At 51.6% G+C, this 16,738-nt stretch carries 18 protein-coding genes and 1 pseudogene; 7 read left to right on the top strand and 12 right to left on the bottom strand.

Annotated elements, in window-relative coordinates:
* Window positions 1–463: 463 nt before the first annotated feature.
* Window positions 464–757 (bottom strand): hypothetical protein, encoded by a 294-nt coding sequence (locus tag WM95_RS20825; protein ID WP_123923334.1) that lies wholly within the window; start codon window positions 755–757, stop codon window positions 464–466.
* A gap of 89 nt (window positions 758–846) precedes the next feature.
* Here WM95_RS20825 and WM95_RS20820 point away from each other — a divergent pair, with 89 nt between their 5' ends.
* The gene (locus WM95_RS20820; RefSeq protein ID WP_032676611.1) at window positions 847–1,737 is read left to right on the top strand and encodes an integrase domain-containing protein; all 891 of its coding nucleotides are present in this window, start codon (window positions 847–849) and stop codon (window positions 1,735–1,737) included.
* A gap of 175 nt (window positions 1,738–1,912) precedes the next feature.
* Here WM95_RS20820 and WM95_RS20815 read toward each other — a convergent pair whose 3' ends face one another.
* The 5 genes and pseudogenes from WM95_RS20815 to nirA all read right to left on the bottom strand — a co-directional run bounded on the left by WM95_RS20815 (window position 1,913) and on the right by nirA (window position 6,782).
* The gene (locus WM95_RS20815; protein WP_015386429.1) at window positions 1,913–3,121 is read right to left on the bottom strand and encodes an IS256 family transposase; all 1,209 of its coding nucleotides are present in this window, start codon (window positions 3,119–3,121) and stop codon (window positions 1,913–1,915) included.
* Between the two features lie 179 nt (window positions 3,122–3,300).
* A pseudogene (nirD, locus tag WM95_RS20810) lies at window positions 3,301–3,794 on the bottom strand (nickel resistance OB fold protein NirD).
* 159 nt (window positions 3,795–3,953) lie between these two features.
* On the bottom strand, window positions 3,954–5,096 hold the full coding sequence (locus tag WM95_RS20805) for a nickel/cobalt efflux protein RcnA (RefSeq protein WP_032676613.1): 1,143 nt from the start codon (window positions 5,094–5,096) through the stop codon (window positions 3,954–3,956).
* A gap of 12 nt (window positions 5,097–5,108) precedes the next feature.
* Entirely contained in the window at window positions 5,109–5,378 is a 270-nt protein-coding gene (gene nirB, locus WM95_RS20800; protein ID WP_032676615.1) for a nickel-sensing transcriptional repressor NirB, read from the bottom strand.
* 105 nt (window positions 5,379–5,483) lie between these two features.
* Window positions 5,484–6,782 carry an MFS transporter gene (gene nirA, locus WM95_RS20795; RefSeq protein WP_032676616.1) on the bottom strand — a complete coding sequence of 433 codons (1,299 nt, stop codon included), beginning with the start codon at window positions 6,780–6,782 and terminating at the stop codon, window positions 5,484–5,486.
* Between the two features lie 273 nt (window positions 6,783–7,055).
* Here nirA and WM95_RS20790 point away from each other — a divergent pair, with 273 nt between their 5' ends.
* Together WM95_RS20790 and chrA are read left to right on the top strand one after the other, a co-directional pair.
* The gene (locus WM95_RS20790) at window positions 7,056–8,009 is read left to right on the top strand and encodes a chromate resistance protein ChrB domain-containing protein (protein WP_032676617.1); all 954 of its coding nucleotides are present in this window, start codon (window positions 7,056–7,058) and stop codon (window positions 8,007–8,009) included.
* Window positions 8,010–8,048: 39 nt separating this feature from the next.
* Window positions 8,049–9,482, top strand: coding sequence for a chromate efflux transporter (chrA, locus tag WM95_RS20785; protein ID WP_032676618.1), 1,434 nt, complete (start codon window positions 8,049–8,051; stop codon window positions 9,480–9,482).
* 228 nt (window positions 9,483–9,710) lie between these two features.
* On the opposite strand, the gene WM95_RS20780 is transcribed toward chrA, so the two are convergent.
* The 6 genes from WM95_RS20780 to WM95_RS20755 all read right to left on the bottom strand — a co-directional run bounded on the left by WM95_RS20780 (window position 9,711) and on the right by WM95_RS20755 (window position 13,868).
* On the bottom strand, window positions 9,711–10,469 hold the full coding sequence (locus WM95_RS20780) for a hypothetical protein (protein ID WP_032676619.1): 759 nt from the start codon (window positions 10,467–10,469) through the stop codon (window positions 9,711–9,713).
* Window positions 10,470–10,522: 53 nt separating this feature from the next.
* Window positions 10,523–11,443 carry a hypothetical protein gene (locus WM95_RS20775; RefSeq protein WP_032676620.1) on the bottom strand — a complete coding sequence of 307 codons (921 nt, stop codon included), beginning with the start codon at window positions 11,441–11,443 and terminating at the stop codon, window positions 10,523–10,525.
* 63 nt (window positions 11,444–11,506) lie between these two features.
* The gene (locus tag WM95_RS20770) at window positions 11,507–11,869 is read right to left on the bottom strand and encodes a hypothetical protein (protein ID WP_226991620.1); all 363 of its coding nucleotides are present in this window, start codon (window positions 11,867–11,869) and stop codon (window positions 11,507–11,509) included.
* 149 nt (window positions 11,870–12,018) lie between these two features.
* Entirely contained in the window at window positions 12,019–12,708 is a 690-nt protein-coding gene (locus WM95_RS20765; RefSeq protein WP_032676623.1) for a hypothetical protein, read from the bottom strand.
* 13 nt (window positions 12,709–12,721) lie between these two features.
* On the bottom strand, window positions 12,722–13,459 hold the full coding sequence (locus WM95_RS20760) for a HupE/UreJ family protein (protein WP_032676624.1): 738 nt from the start codon (window positions 13,457–13,459) through the stop codon (window positions 12,722–12,724).
* A gap of 43 nt (window positions 13,460–13,502) precedes the next feature.
* Window positions 13,503–13,868: a hypothetical protein gene (locus WM95_RS20755; protein ID WP_032676625.1), complete on the bottom strand. Its 366-nt coding sequence runs from the start codon at window positions 13,866–13,868 to the stop codon at window positions 13,503–13,505.
* Between the two features lie 749 nt (window positions 13,869–14,617).
* On the opposite strand from WM95_RS20755, the gene WM95_RS20750 reads away from it, so the two are divergent.
* The 4 genes from WM95_RS20750 (at window position 14,618) to WM95_RS20735 (ending at window position 16,656) form a co-directional block, all read left to right on the top strand.
* Window positions 14,618–15,034 (top strand): hypothetical protein, encoded by a 417-nt coding sequence (locus tag WM95_RS20750; RefSeq protein WP_032676627.1) that lies wholly within the window; start codon window positions 14,618–14,620, stop codon window positions 15,032–15,034.
* Window positions 15,035–15,122: 88 nt separating this feature from the next.
* Window positions 15,123–15,488: a hypothetical protein gene (locus tag WM95_RS20745; protein WP_001003975.1), complete on the top strand. Its 366-nt coding sequence runs from the start codon at window positions 15,123–15,125 to the stop codon at window positions 15,486–15,488.
* 154 nt (window positions 15,489–15,642) lie between these two features.
* Window positions 15,643–15,951: a hypothetical protein gene (locus WM95_RS20740; RefSeq protein WP_032676630.1), complete on the top strand. Its 309-nt coding sequence runs from the start codon at window positions 15,643–15,645 to the stop codon at window positions 15,949–15,951.
* Between the two features lie 81 nt (window positions 15,952–16,032).
* Window positions 16,033–16,656, top strand: coding sequence for a hypothetical protein (locus WM95_RS20735; protein WP_032676632.1), 624 nt, complete (start codon window positions 16,033–16,035; stop codon window positions 16,654–16,656).
* The last annotated feature ends 82 nt before the right edge of the window (window positions 16,657–16,738 follow it).

Below are 16,738 nucleotides of genomic sequence, written 5' to 3'. Positions count from 1 at the left end.
ATGCAACATGCCAATGCCTCGGCGATCTGAGAGAGGCGCCTTCGGGTGATCGCCATGCCAATGCCACCGTGACCTGAGAGGTGGCGCCTTCGGGCGGTAACTTCGTTTACCCTTTGAAAACGAAGATCGCATACAGTTTGAATCTGGCGATGAAGGTCCCTTTCACTTCTGTATCTGTTTTTTAGGTACGTCTTGCAGCCGTTGTCTGGTCGCAATTTTCTTATCGTTTTCACTCTTTATGACGCTGCTGGCCGTTGCGAACTTTGCAGCGTGGATATGACCATTTGGAACATTTGGGCATCTTCCACGACTGCATTGAGAGCAGAGGAGCGCGGCGTCACTTGTGCACGAGTGAAACGAGTACCAAGTGACGCGCGCAGCGCATAACTGGCAGAGCTGACGCACTGCCATTTCGACAACTTTTTTACCAACTGACCAACACGTATTTAAAGGTTTAAGGGCCTTAAAAACGTACTTCATTCACTGTTTGTTCATTTATCAACCAAACGTCTTTCCCGTAAAAACGGGTAAGGACTTCATTCTGAAAGGAGAAAATCGACACGATATCGATGGCGACACCAGTCAACATACTGGTGTGTGGAAGCAGACTGATTAATTTCAGCCCGGTGTAAACCGCGAACAGGTCAGAGACCTGGGGAGCTTCGCAATAACTCAACATTTCGCCGCCCCGATGCACAGATATCTGTCGAGACGCAGGAAGGGCAACCATAAACCGTGCCGTCGGGGTGAAATTCATCGTCTGTAGCTGTGGCGCAGCCGGTGTCAGTGCTTTTCCGTTCACGCAGACGGAAAAGCACTGACACCTGTTTAAATGGAGGGTTGTTTATGGCAAAACTGAATAAAAATCTTAAAACACTTGCCAGGCAGGCAGGGGGAAGTTTTAAAACCGTTTCTGACCGAATGAAAATTGCGGACAGGTTTGCCGAACGTTTATTAAAACTTAATGTTCAAATCAGAGATATTAAAAATATCAAGACGGGGCATATCGAGTTGTATATGAAGAGCCGCCTTTCCGAAGATATTTCCAGACGCACACTTCAGAACGAAATGGCAGCTATCCGGGCTTTGTTACGTGTTGCGGGGAAAACATTCATGGCAAATCCTTCTCATGAAAAACTGAGCAATCAGGCTCTGGGTATTTCGGAAACGAGCCGGGATGGAACTAAGGTTGCTATTCCCGATGCTTATTTTCGGCAGGTATTGACGTGTGTAGAGCAAAAGGATGATGGCGTTGCATGTGCAATGAGATTATCCAGATTACTCGGGTTAAGAACAGAAGAAACAGTACAGTCTGCTAAATCGTTGCGTACCTGGCAAAAAGCTTTACTCAATGGTAACGAAAAAATACGTGTTGTATTTGGGACAAAAGGAGGACGACCAAGAGATACAACGGTATTAGATCGCGAGTCAACTCTGGCTGCAATCAATGCGTCCCTTAAACATTTGAATGAAAATAATGGAAAGTTGATTGATAAGCCATCATTACATACAGCGATTGAACGTTATCGCAATGTTGTCCGTGAGTCCGGATTAACAGGAAAATATGCGCCTCATAGTTTACGCTATGCCTACTCTGTTGATGTCATGAATTATCATATGAAAAGAGGTTTCACTAAAGAAGAGGCACAGGCTCTGACATCAATGGATCTGGGACATGGCGATGGCAGGGGACATTACGTGGCTCGTGTTTATAATATGGTAGAGGGTAATGAGTAAAAGAGTTTTTGTTTCTGGTGACGATTCGGTTATTGGGCGTGTGTTTTTGGGATGGGTGGAACGGGTTTTACGTATTGTATTATAGACAGGGGGCATTATGAGATTGCCTGTTCACAGGAGGCACATGCGTATTACGGCGACGACCCTGTACACGATTCTGTGTAAATGCCTTTTCTCAGAAGTGACCGTCCAGGCGGTCACCGAACTCGATAATAAAGCGGCTCATTGCCATACGCCAGTCCCTCAGCGGCATCGTCCATTTCTGTGAGGCCGCCTGGATTGCCAGCCACACCACCTTTTTCACCGCGTCGTCCGTCGGGAACACCTTACGCTTTTTGATAGCATGCCGGATCACGCTGTTCAGTGATTCTATGGCGTTGGTGGTGTAGATGACTTTGCGGATGTCTGCCGGGTAAGCGAAGAACGTCGCCAGGTTGGCCCAGTTTGCCTGCCAGCTTCGGCTTATCTGCGGATAGCGGCTGTCCCAGGCTGCGGCGAACGCTTCCAGCGCCTGCTGGCCTGCTTCTTCCGTCGGTGCCTGGTAAATCGCTTTCAGGTCGCGGGTGACGGCTTTGTAGTCCTTCCAGGAGACGAACCGCAGGCTGTTGCGCACCATATGCACGATGCACAGCTGGATGCGGGCCTCCGGATACACCGCGTTGATGGCGTCCGGGAAACCTTTCAGGCCGTCAACGCAGGCAATGAGGATATCGTTCAGGCCACGATTCTTCAATTCTGTCAGCACATTCAGCCAGAACTTCGCCCCTTCATTTTCGGCCAGCCACATCCCCAGCAACTCTTTCTGGCCTTCGATATTAATGCCCAGCGCCAGGAACACTGATTTATTGATGACACGACTATCCTGTCGGACTTTCAGGACGATACAGTCAAGATAAACAATGGGATAGACTGCATCCAGCGGACGATTTTGCCATTCGACAACCTGCTCCATGACCGCATCGGTGACCTTTGAGACCAGCGCGGGTGAGACATCCGCGTCATACAACTCTTTGAACGCGGCGGCGATCTCGCGTGTGGTCATCCCTTTGGCATACAACGATAAAATCTGGTTATCCATGCCGGTAATGCGGGTCTGGTTTTTCTTCACCAGTTGGGGTTCGAAGGAGCCATCACGATCGCGTGGGGTACGTAGTTCCAGAGGGCCATCGCCGGTGGTAACGGTCTTTGTGGAATAGCCGTTACGGGAATTAGCCCCCAGTTTGGGCTGATTTTTATCGTAGCCCAGATGGTGGGACATTTCGGCGTTGAGAGCCGCCTCAACGCTGATTTTCTTCAGCAGGCGATCGAACTGGTTGAGATCGTCAGGGGTTTTGAGATTTTTGGCCAGTTCGTTAGCCAGAGCCTGCAACTGTTTTTCGTCCATAAATTAACCTGCTTTTGATGTTGGATTGAACATATCAAAATCAGGCAATTACACAAATTTATGTACAGACTCTACGGCGACAAATTCACCCGTACTGATGTGTATTAGCTCAGACTTGACCTGACAGTTTTATCTGGCAGCACACAATCAAATCTGACAGTCTGCTTTGAGCTGTGAATTCAACTGACGAACTTCACATGCCCAGAAAAGTGCCGTTCGCCAGAATTGTGTTTTAGGGTTTGCTGATAACTGCAACGTCTAAAATTGTACTACCATTTTCATGGCTTACCTGGCCACTAACACGCACCAGATCCTGAGCGTCGAAATGTTGCCCGTTCCAGACCTTCTGCTGAATGCGCACTTTGATGGTGCCGGTAGGATCACGGAATGTGTACCATTCCTCCTGTTGCTGACTGATAACATTGCCTTCCAGCGTTACCCACGCCCCTTCGCGCATTGAAGGAACGGCCTGAATACGACTTTGACCATTCTCCTGCTGAACTTTATGACCGGCGTACATGCGCTCAGTGACGACAGGCTCTTTCTCAGCGGAGAAGCCGCCCTGCGCTGCCAGGGCAGGAATGGCGATGAATGAAGTGAGTAACATACCGGTGACGTTGAAGAACTGACGACGAATCTGACTGAAATATTGTTTTTGCATAGCAGGTTCCATTTATGATTTTACATCCTCCCAGGGGGGATGATTTGATGATAAATGAGCGCCTGTAAAAGCTCAATTGCTATCCCCGGTAGGGGGATAAAAATGTGATGGGCTTCAGAGATAAAAAACCCACCGGGGGGTGGGTTCAGAGAAGAGTCATGTAAGGCGAAATCAGCGGGTCACGCCGATCCAGCCGTGATAACCCATGTAGATGCCAACAAGGGCAATCAGTACGCTTGAGAAGTACGGGGCCCGACGTGCCAGCGTATCCAGGCCGCTCCAGCGTTTTGTTGCCTGACGAACGCTGAAAGCCGCTGCTGCGCCCACTGAAACCAGCGTAATCGCTAACCCAATGCTGAAACACAGTACCAGCGCGGCACCGAGCGTAAATTCTTTCACCTGGATGCAGAGCAGCAAAACGGTAATGGCTGCCGGGCAAGGAATGAGTCCTCCGGTCAGGCCGAACAGGATAATTTGCCCGGTGGTTACGCTGCGATTGGCAAAGCGTTTTTTGATGTCGTTCGCGTGCGCTTTCTCATGGGCGTCCTGATACTCGGGGGAATTAACATCCAGTCCCTCCAGCGCGGAGTGATCGTGGTCATGATCGTGACCGTGTTCATGCTCGCGGAATTCCACATCATAATCGTGTACATGGCCGCGATGACCCAAAGAGAGACGAACATCAAAACTGTGCGGCTCCGGGATCGCCAGGGCCGATTCCATAAACCCGTCTTTTTCGATGAAATCAAAGGCCTGTGAAAATGTTCCTGTGCCCCGGTTAGTGACCAGCGAGATATCGCGGGCTTCCCATTTCTTGCCGCTGAGCGTGCGTAAACGCCAGTGAGGCGGCTGGCCTTCCTCGAAAATTGAGAGTTCAATGCTGCCATGACCGGTATCGATGATGCGGGTTTCGTCGTGATCGTGATGACCGTGGCCGTGTTCCTCTTCCTGCTCCATCTTCCACAGTTTTTCGCCGCGCCAGGTGCGCCAGAACATCCATGCCGCCGTGGCAAGAATGATGATCGCTGAAATCAGCTGGAACCAGGGTTCAGCCGATTCGGCGGTGAATTTCTGACTGACATACATTCCGCCCATGGCAATCAGCCAGACAACTGACGTGTGCGAAATGGTCGCGGCAAGCCCTAATAATACGGCTTGTTTGACCGTTCCCCGGATAGCCACAATAAAGGCGGCCATCATTGTTTTGGAGTGCCCGGGCTCCAGGCCGTGAAGCGCACCCAGCAGGATCGCGCTGGGGATGAACAGCCAGGCATTCGCCACGCCTTGCTGTAAAAGAGCAGAAAAATCAGTCATATTTCGCTTGCCTTAAAGATACTTGGTTATCTCTTTAAATTCGCTAAGCGTGTTATCAGACTCAGTGTAGTCGGCATGAAGGGCGTCCTCCAGGCAGTGATCCAGATGGTCATGAATTAAGGTACGCTTCGCATTCGTTATCGCCTTTTCCACAGCGTGCAGCTGCTGGGCGATATCCAGACACGCTTTTTCATCTTCGAGCATCTGGATGGTACTTTTCAGGTGCCCTGCGGCACGCTTAAGTCTTTTAATAATGTCAGGGTGTGATGCGTGAACGGTCATGATTTATCCTCTCCAGGTGGAGGGGATAAGATAATGTGTATCAACGCCATGGTCACACGTTTTATCGGCTTATCCTCTCCTGCCCGTTTGTCTGTTTTACGGAAATTACTTCTCTTTCTTCGGCCATGAAGGGTGTTCATCATCAATGACGAAATCATGCTCATGGGTCGATTCGTTGTTTGTTTCTGGATCGGTGTGGCTGTGAACCTGGGCGTAAACTTCATGCTCAGGCCGCCAGATAAGAACGGCAGTAATCAGTGACAGTGCGGCCACAATGGTCAGGGCGATGAACGAAGCCTGTGTCCCCCATGTTGCACCGACCCACCCGGCCAGCGGATAAGTCACCAGCCAGCATGAATGCGACAGTGCAAACTGGGCGGCGAACAGTGCCGGTCTGTCTTCAGCCGTAGAAGAACGGCGCAGCAGGCGACCACTCGGCGTCTGAGAAAGCGAATAGCCCACGCCCAGCAGCGTCCAGAGCACAACCAGCGTGATGTAATCCTTGAGGAAAATGCCCAGCCCCAGGCCAACGACTAAGAGTACGGTGCCCACAAGCATCGGCATGCGGTCACTCATTTTGTCGAGAAGTCTGGGGAGAATCAGAGCCGATATCATGGATCCGACACCGAAGAAGGTCAGCGCAATGGCGGTGGAGCGCTGCGAGAGACCAAAGTCCGCCTGAACCAGAACCACGGTGTTGACGATAACCATCGCACTTGCTGCGGCCACGGCCATGTTGAGTGCCAGCAGGCCGCGCAGTCTTGGGGTTTTCAGGAAGATGCGCATGCCCCGTGTGGTTTTGTCATAGATGCTGCGGTTGACCGTTAACGCTTTCATCTTTGGCAACGTCACGGAAACAACCAGAGTCGCTGAGGCGAGGAACCCGACCGCCGTACCGGCAAACAGGTTGTGGAAGTTCATGACCGTCAGCAGCGCCGCCGCCAGCATGGGGCTGATTACACTTTCCAGATCGTAGGCCAGACGTGACAGAGACAGCGCCCGGGTATATTCGCGTTCGTCAGGAAGAATATCCGGGATTGTCGCCTGGAAGGTTGGCGTAAACGCCGCCGAGGCAGACTGAAGAATGAAGATCAGGATATAGATTTCCCAAATCTGGGTGACAAAAGGCAACGCGACAGCCACGAGGGCGCGAACCAGATCCAGCGTCACCAGCATGGTTCGACGCGGGAATTTGTCGGCAAAGGCCGCTGCCACAGGCGCAACCAGAATGTAGGCGCTCATCTTGATAGCCAGTGCGGTACCCAGAACCGCCCCGGCCCTGTCTCCGGCAAGATCGTAGGCTAACAGCCCCAGGGCAACGGTCGCCAGACCGGTGCCGATAAGGGCGATAACCTGTGCCATAAACAGGTGGCGGTAGGTACGATTAGAAAGAATATTGAGCATCAGGAAATCTCTTGGCTTGAATTTACATCCCCCCCAGGGGGATGTTGAAAGCATAGAGGGAGCTGAAAAAAATGACAAGCTTTATCCTGGTGGGGAGGATTAAAGAGACATTCGTCAGTAATTAACTTCAGTTTTTAAGCTCATTAAGTCTTCATCAGCGAGTCCACTCTATTCGCATTCATTGTAAATATGTAGCATATTCTTCATTCTGTTATATCATTAACAAAATCCCTCGAAGGAGGGGAGACAATAAACAGAGAGTGGTGAGTGAAAATGAAATATCTCCTTCTCATCCTGTCGCTTCCGACAGAAAACGCCGCCGTCCGGATGCGGATCTGGCGTGCACTCAAAGCGTCCGGAGCGGCAGTATTGCGGGATGGTGTCTATCTGATGCCTGAAACAGAATTATGCAGGATGACTCTGGATGCTCAGGCAAAGGATGTCTGTGATGCTGGAGGGATGGCTTTGGTACTCAATACTGAAGAGCCTGAAGGTTCCTGTTTCGCCAATCTTTTCGATCGTGGTGAAGATTTTGCGGTACTGCTTGTAGAGATCTCACGTGCACAGGGAGCCCTGACCGGGGGGAATGTCCAGGAAACACTCAGGCTGGTTCGCAAACTGCGAAAATCGTTTACCGGTCTTGCTGACATCGACTTCTTTCCGGGAGAGGCGCAGCGCCAGGCGGACAATGCACTACAGGAACTGGAGATGGCCTGCTCGCGGATATTGTCACCTGATGAACCTCATATGGTGATCGGTACCATCCCGAAGTTACGCATAAGTGACTATCAACAGCGAGTCTGGGCAACACGACGGCGTCCCTGGGTGGACAGACTGGCCTGTGCGTGGTTAATCCGGCGCTTTATTGATCCCCGGGCAAAATTTCTCTGGATGAGCAATCCGGCGGAATGTCCGGCCGGAGCTATCGGGTTTGACTTCGATGGGGCCACATTCAGTCATGTGGATAACAGGGTAACTTTTGAAGTGCTGCTGGCTGGTTTTTCTCTGGAACAGGAGGGGCTTTCACGCACCGGGATACTCGTGCATTACCTTGATGTCGGCGGTGCCCAGCCCCCGGAGGCTGCCGGGGTGGAAAGTATTCTGGCGGGATTACGTGAAACCTTTACCGACGATGAGCAACTGCTGAATGCGGCCTGTCCCATTTTTGACAGCCTTCTGCTGACCTACAGCAAAAGCGCCTCCAGCGACGATAAGCCGGGTCATTAAGCCTCCGGTGTGGATCCATCAACACAGGTCATCATAGTCATGGACATCAATAACAGCAGTTCTTCAGACCCGGTATTTCCCTCTCAGCAAACACCGGCATATGAACGGCACGGTGTGTCTTTTCGAGAAGCGTTGCTGGTATGGGTGCGGGTTGCCGCGCTGAGTTTTGGCGGACCGGCAGGCCAGATAGCCGTGATGCACAGGATACTGGTGGAAGAAAAAAACTGGATCAGTGAAACCCGTTTCCTGCACGCCCTCAACTATTGCACTCTTGTTCCTGGTCCGGAAGCACACAAACTGGCCGTCTATATCGGCTGGTTACTGCATCGCACCCGGGGAGGGCTTGCTGCCGGGATATTATTTATTCTGCCTGGCCTGCTGGCCCTGGGAACACTGAGCTGGATTTATGCCAGCTATGGCCAGATTGGCATTGTCCAGGCGCTCTTTTTTGGCCTCAAGGCTGCGGTGCTTGCCGTAGTGCTGGAAGCCGTAATGCGGGTCGGCCGGCGGGCACTAAAAAGCCAGGCCATGGTGGGTGTTGCCGTCTTGTCATTTATCGCGATATTTGTGTTTGCCATCCCTTTTCCGTTCATTATTGCGGCAGCTGCGCTGATCGGATTTATCGGGAGTAAAACCGGGATCAGCGCTTTTCAGCCCCGTTCAGGCTCTGACAAACCCGATGCGGCGGATGATTCCGGGGCAGCGATTGATGTCGCGTTTGCTCAGGAAATCCCTGAACACGTGCGACCTTCTCACAGAAGAGCCATAAAAGTGACGCTCCTGGGTTTACTGATATGGCTGGGACCGCTGATGGCTTTTGTGGTCACGATGGGGGTTGATAACGTCTATACCCATATTGCGGTATTTTTCAGTAAGATGTCCGTGCTCACGTTCGGCGGGGCTTACGCGATACTGTCTTATGTGGCGCAACAGGCTGTTGAACATTTTCACTGGCTTACCCCGGGGGAAATGTTAATCGGACTGGGGATGGCTGAAACCACTCCGGGTCCGCTGATTAGCGTTGTGCAGTTTGTAGGATTTATGGCGGCATTCCGCGATCCGGGAGTATTCAGCCCGGTGCTGGCCGGGACGCTGGGCGGTATTTTAGCCAAATGGGTGACCTTTACCCCTTCGTTTCTGTTTATTTTTATCGGTGCGCCCTATATCGAGGCATTGCGTAACAACAAGGCACTCAATGCCGTACTGTCTACCATCACCGCCGCTGTCGTGGGAGTGATACTCAACCTGTCCGTCTGGTTTGCCCTGCATACGTTGTTTGCGCAAATTAATGTTGTTCGCACTTTTGGCATGGTCCTGCAGGTACCGGTACTGTCCAGCCTGGAACCCTGGTCACTTGCGCTATCCTGTGTTGCCATGCTGGCGCTGTTCCGCCTGAAGCTGGGAATGATGACGACACTGGCCACTTGTTGCGCCGCCGGGATTGTTCTTCATCTACTCGGTACAGGACCCTGAGTGTTCTTTAGTCTGTAAACGATAAGGCAAGAGAAAAAACTGTCAGGTTTTGCCTGTTAACGCCCCCTGAAACCATTTATGCCGGATTCGCTGATTGCCGGCACTCACTGGAATCGTACATGGCGTAAAAAAGCTTCAGGTATCCCAGCGTTATACCTGAAGCAGCATAAAGAGTGTCGGAGGTGTTATCACCGCTTCCCTGCGCAGTCCCTCCTGACCAGAATGGTATTAACTCAATTGCCCAAGGCAGGTTTTCAGGCTCAAACGGGTGGCTTCAACATCGCTGTGGATGATGGTGCACCAGTCGTCACGGTTAGCCCGAATATCCTCCAGCCAGCTGTTCAGGGCCTGATTGAATGCCATGGTTTTCTCGCGCTGCGGCCAGCTCATCTGGTTCGCGCTGTAAATGTCCTGCCCGGGCTGCGGCATCTGTACAGTTTGCTGTGTCGACATCCGGGAAGTCACTGACCAGGTATCAGAGTTACCATCCCAGGAAGGCATCACAGGGAAGCCCGCACCGCGCAAAGCGATATCCCAGGTGGCATCAAACAGGAATGTTTTCCCGTCTAACTCAAAAGTCACGGTGTCATGAAACCCCTGTGTTTGCGGCAAAATGGCCAGTATTTCCGGAGGAATGGGTAAATCAGCCCAGTCAAACTGCACCAGTTTTCGCCTTGCCGTAATACCACCGGCAACCAGCAGTCGTTCGGCCGCGGCGGCTTTATGACGACAATCGCCAAAACCCTGCTCAAACAGGCTCATGCTTTGGTCATTCCATGAACCGAGCTGATAGGGCATTCGCCTGACCAGTTCAAAAATGGCTCTCCGCAATTCCGTTGAGCCACTCTGAAGCCCGAGAGACTGCAAGATCCAGCCCGGTGTTATCGTCTCCTGAGCAGAGCGACGAGTGATTATTTTTTGCCATGTATTACTGACTCTTTCCGCCAGAGAGGCTGCCAGGGTTTCCCCCGGCAGTAATGTTGTCATCAGCAATGCTCCTGTGGTGGTGAGGAAATGTCTACGCGTCAACATATCGGGCGTTACACCTCCACGCTGCGACGAAGCGCCGACATAACCAGTGATTCACAGACCACTTCTTCATCCTGCGCCCGATTCACGCCAGGGAAGACCATCTGGCTCATCGGGGACGAACGAAGCCGGTGATAGCGGGCAATCGCGCCATTCATGCCGCCCATTTGCTTGCGTCTGACCAGCCGCAGCCCGTGCTCCCAGGCGACTTCATCCATCGCACTTGCCAGGACAGGATCATGGTTGAAGATTAAGACGCCATCCCCTTTCAGCAGGCGTGCTGCGCTGCGAAGGAATGCCGCGTAATCCTGCTCGAAATAGGCCGCTGCCTGGGAGTAGATAATATCGACCTCACCGGCCTGAACGCCCCGGTTCTCCAGGGCACACAGCCCGGCAGCCGTCACGTAAGGGTGCTCAGTCACGCCTTTTGGTAGCGATTCATGCCATGGCGTGAGATTGGTGAAGTGCAGGAATGCACTCTCCCCGAGTTGCTCTCTGAAGCCCTCAGCAAGCCCGGAAATTGTCGCCTGATGGCTGGCCGCTTCTTCTGCACGAAAACCCGCCCAGGCAGCACCAATTTCGAGGAAGGTGACGGTGCCATTTTTGTGGTGAATGTTCTTCGCGTAGTGAACGATATCGAACCCAATTTCCCGCGCCAGACGAAACGAACCGCCGCTGGAGGTCCAGGGGCCGTCAAAGCCAAAGGCGAGGATCGCTTTAAGCATCGAGCCCGTTTCCTGATGCATCATTTTCAGGAACGGAATGACCTTCCGCCGTGAAGGAACCGGAACATTCGGACGCAATTTTTTGGCCTGAAGGTCGCGATTAACGCCCATGCAGAGCGTCTGCCAGTGCAGGGGATCAATACGATAATTGAGTGCAGTGAAATTCCGCGCAATCTCGCGACGCGCCTGGATAGAGTCTTTATACATAGCCTCTCCGCTAAATCTGAAGTTGATTAAAGCCGGGCAGGAAACAGCTGCCGGTAACAGCGATCAGATCTGGCGGGTGCTGGGAGGACGGTAGATGATGTCCGTGGCTTTAACCGGGCTACGGAGATCGGCAAGTGGCAACCATCTGTCTGCTACAGGGGAGAGGGAAATCTCCACAGAGGGCGGCTGTTCAGGGGTTTCATGGAAATGGTCTGTCTGATGATGACCTGCGTGACCAGACTGAGGGATATCCGAATCGTGAGAGTGATCCTGCATTGTCATGGTGACTTCTGCATCGTGCAGATTCATCTCGTAGCCTGTCAGGCCGTTTGTACCGTGCGACGCAAACGTCCCCATCGACGACATCATCATGCCAAAGGCCATGATGACAATCATCAGAACATAACGGGGTGAACGCTTAAACATCAGGTACATCGCTCAATGCTTCTCTCAATGGACAATGACAATGGTTTAAAAAGATTAGCATCCCCCCGGGGAGGATGTAAGGGCTGGAGTGTAAAGTCTTGTATTGCCGGGATGAATAAAATGGGCCCGCATCATGCGGGCCCGATCAATCAGATGACGCGCTTGATACTCATGTACTCCCCGTTGGTATCCAGTTGGATCGTGATCGTCTGCGAACCTCGATTTCGCCAGAACCAGCCGTGCTTCCCGTCAAAGGCGGCCTGCAATACCCCATCTCCGGAGGTTATCTGCCGGTCCTTGCCATAGCCGTGGTAAAACCCTTTCGGTGCGTTAACCGGATCGCCGTGCGCATCAACGTTTACAGGGCCGGAACTCATCCACTGAAAAGCCACCCGGGCGTCCTTACGCATTTCCATCTTCACTTCAGCCGCTTCATTCGGTTTCAGCGTAATCAGCAACTGATTGCGTTGAGAACCGGTTGTTGATACTTCCGGCGAACGGGTTGTCACTGGTGCGCTAAGTTCCGGGTAGTTGTTTTGTGTGATCGTCGGCGGATTATCCGGCACCGGGCGTTCATTTTCCGGGGTCGTTGACTGCCCCCATTGACCTATACTTGCTTGTTTATCTGCAACGGCTTCAGCAGCCAGTTGTGTTTTTATCTCTCCCATTTGCTTGAGACCCAGCAAACGTCCTACGCCTGTCGGATCGATACCATATTCGGAAGGCATGACGATAGTGATCAGCAGTGTCAGCGCAACAATCGCCGCCAGGATGGTTGATTGCATCAGTTTGAATGCCGACGGCAATTCTGCACGGGTAGGTAAATCAGTGTTATACATTCTCTTTTCTCCCTCAGGCTAAAATGTAGCCACAAATCTGGTAACTCATTAACAGGAAACCGGCGCTCATCATGACGACGTTGGCGGTGTAGGCATGGCGGAAAAAGCCCGCCGTCTGCCGCCAGTAGCTCATGATGATCAGGATGGCGCTGAGCGCCAGCAGCTGGCCTATCTCCACCCCGACATTGAAGGCAATCAGGTTGACGAAAAGGCCATCGGGAGAGATTTCGAACTCCTTGATTTTGGTCGCCAGACCAAAGCCGTGGAAGAAACCAAAGATGAGCGTGGCCAGCTTCGTGTTTGGCTGAAAACCAAACCAGCGCTGGAAAGCTCCAAGGTTATCAAGTGCTTTGTAGACCACTGACAGACCGATAATGGCATCAATAAGATAAGCGCTGACGCTGATATTGAAGAACGTGCCGATAAGCAGCGTCGTTGAGTGCCCGACAGCAAACAGGCTGACGTACAGCCCGATATCGCGCATTTTGTAGAGAAAGAAAATCACGCCAAACAGAAACAGCAGGTGATCGTAACCGGTCACCATGTGCTTCGCGCCAAGATAGATAAACGGAATGATGTTAATCCCGGTGATTTCCTGGATGTACCCTTTGTCGCCCTCCGCCACGCCGTGGGCAGACGCGCCCTGGCTGTAGAACAGCAATAACAACAAAAAAAACAGACAAGCTGAACGCGCCTGAGCAGAAAGCAGGCCACCGCTCAACCGGCCCTGCATATCAAGGCTGGTATTCATAAAAACCCTTACAGTTTGAATAATAACGAATTAAAGGAAGTTATTAGGCAATCAGGGATCTCGGAGGGCGTTCGGGGGCGGCCAGGGGCATCCGCAGGATTTGTTCTGAACTCAGCGCAAACATCGCCCGCATGCCTGCGTTCCAGGCCTGCAAAGCAGTCAGTGTGAAGAGTTTGTTCAGATCGTGGGAATGATCGGCATTGAGGTGATGCACGTTACCGTGCGAGTGGAACAGCAACGGATCGTGCTCATTCAGCGGTTCATCGCTGTCGTGCTGATGGTCACTGATGGACGTTGTATCCTGGACGTTGTAGACAGCCTGTGGTTTTGCCATAAGCGAACTGCTCAGCACGGCAACAGCCATGATGATAAGCACGATTCTGGAAATGACTTCACGGCTGATAAACACAGTCAACGGCATCCTGATGATACAAGGTAACAACGTGCGTAATGTATCCGCTATGCTGGCCTGATTTCAATAGCTGTTTTGAGTCTCGTTTTGTCTGAAATATTTCAATATTTCCTAGCTTCCATTTTTGGCACAGAGCTGTCTGTCAGATTAGGTTTGGCTCTGTGCCATAGATGTGTCAGGTCATATCTGAGCTAATACAACTGATGCCTGTCTGTATTTCATCCATGGCGCACTGTCTGAAACTTTCAGGAAATCACTGAGAGAAAAAGAAAACGCTCATAAAATGTAAAAATATGATCCTTTTTTCTGATCAATTTAAACATGACACATTTTCTCAGGATATTCTCAGCAGTAGTGACTTTCCCGTTAAGGGCTTCATCGTCCTGGTTCAAACCACAATGTGGGAAGATCTTTGCGTTGACACTATTGCCTGAGGTGCGGGAATTGTGTACGCTTAATTTGCTAACGTTGTCTCTGACAACTGCCAATGCCTGAGTGATTTGAGACAGGCGCCTTCGGGTAATCACATGCCAATGCCATCATAACCTGAGAGATGGTGCTTTCGGGCGGTTCAAACCTGTTTAACCTTTGCAAACAGGAACCTGATTACAGGTTAAGGTCCTTTTCTACTTAACTTCACACTACCAAACACCTGATTTACTCATCCGGCATTTTTGGCCTGATTCTCACCCTAAGGGATACTTTCCCTTTGGGACGGTTCCCTTTTTTCATAAGGAATCGTACCCATGCATTACACCAGCATGATCAATCCGCTCGCGTTACTGAGTTGTGACTCACCCGCTTCTGCAAAAATCATTGTGGATTACGTAAAAACTCAGCTTAACGTTCGTCTGGATAACAAACTCATAGTCGACGCAGATCCTCAGGTTCCTGCTGACGGCCTTCCTGATTACCTGACTTTTCTCAGACATGTCGCGTATACAGTTGGTTTTGCAACTGAGCATGGCTTCATAAAACATACCTTTGTCGAAGAAGCAGTGAGCGAGCTTACGCTTCTGGGGACAGATGTTCACAGTTTTCACTGGAGTACAGCTTTTCTTCAGGGCGTTACCAGGTCTCGCGAGGAAAAAGAGCTGGACGAAGCTACAGAGCAATTGCGCGAAATGTTTTATCAGAGCGCCCATTTCTCAGACATCGCCTGACGGCCTTATTAGTCGAAGATTTTCTCACCCTAACGGGACTTCTGTCCCGGTCAGGGACAGGATTCCACAACTCTTTAAGGAATCCTTTATGAACGAGTTAATTCTCACCGAAGATTTTCACATCCGTGCCAGCGAGCGTAATGCTCACAAAGTTGCACTGGCTAAAGCGGAAGGCGAACTGCTGAGTATCGCAGCGCTTCGCCGCCTTGACCTAAATACCGGGACAGATGAAGACGGCTTTCCGTATTACGTCTGGGATATGGCTTCTGTTGCCCGGGAACTGGCTGAACTGTATGTTCGAAAACTTATACCGGGATCATGGGAGGCATTCTTTAACGACCTCTGCCGCATGGCAGAAGGTATTGATAAAGAAGCCTGGACATATTTCTACAAAAGCGCAGTCAAAGACGAAGAGGCCTTTCTGTCTATGGAACGCAGCGATGCTGATTTCTGACGTGATGCACTGAACCCTATGGGGACTTTCTCCATACGGAGGTGGTTGTGTTTTCTGAATGAAGCCAGCTTATAACTGATGTACCAACCCATGCGGGGACAACCTCCCTGCATCTGCGGTGATGGTTTTCTCCGCATTAACTAAGGAGAAAACCATGAGCAGTATAATACTGTTGTTTATCACCCATACCACGCGCGTCCTCAGCCGCATTTCAGAAGCAATGCGGCAGCAGCAGGCCGAATGGTTCACCAACCGTAGCGGTCACAGCAGTTTCCGCGCCGAGGTCGTTCAGTCTGAAGGGGGTTTTACCGCCATCATTTCACGCAGAACGGGCTACAGTTCGCGTGACTGGCAGTATCAGCAACTGGCCAGCGCCGGTCAGTTTGCCTCCGCACGTAAGGCTTTACGGGCGGGACGGCAGATGGCGCAGCAGATGGCCTGGCTGCGTTACCGTTTCGACTGAATCAGTTCTGACTGATTAACACTTCCCGGAGGGACCTTCCCTCCAGGGGAGGTCTCCTCCTTATTAATTTAAGGAGTCCTGATGATTCGCTTTACCTCAACCGAATTACGCCCTCTTTTATCACAGCAGGGCGGTATGCAAAGGCCACTGCTGCTTGAAAAGAACCTTGGTATATACATCCGGGTTCCGGATGACCGAAACCCCGGCGAATGGCTCAGGGCATGGGCGGAAGGTTGTAATCCCTCGAAAGATGCAAACTGGTCGGAAAATGCAGACCTGTTAATTCCCGGGAAGGAATACGCTTTTCAGACCTTTATGGAGCAGAGCAAATTCGACGCCGTTCTGAACGAACACCACGATCTTTTTATGATGCCATCGGCCGGTCCACTGGGGACTGGTATGACAATTCGTAAGGAGACCTGCCCGCCAGAAAAGGTGTATGTCCTGGTGGAGGAATATCGCAGCAATATTCGCTGGCTCTACGATCAGTCTCTCCGGCATTTACCTGCCTGTGTAGGGAATGCGGAACGTCTGAGCTGGCGCTCACAGGCGCTGTCTGTGCTTGACAGGGTAATCCGTCTCGACTGTAAACGGGCAAAACCGGCTGATCGCACGATGTTTGAGAGTGCGGTTCGCAGCGTACGCAGCAGCGTCAGCGAGGTGATGTCTGATGGCTCTTTCCGTTACGCGGGAACCCGCCGCTAGGTTGTATTACTGACTATCTCTGACTTTTTTCCACTCCCGGTGGCGCATTCTTCCGCCCCGGGGAGGATGCGCCCTTTTTTAC

It is taken from the genome of Enterobacter cloacae complex sp. ECNIH7 (assembly GCF_002208095.1).
Classification (GTDB): Bacteria; Pseudomonadota; Gammaproteobacteria; order Enterobacterales; family Enterobacteriaceae; genus Enterobacter; species Enterobacter cloacae_M.
This window is presented reverse-complemented; position numbering and strand designations above follow the sequence as displayed.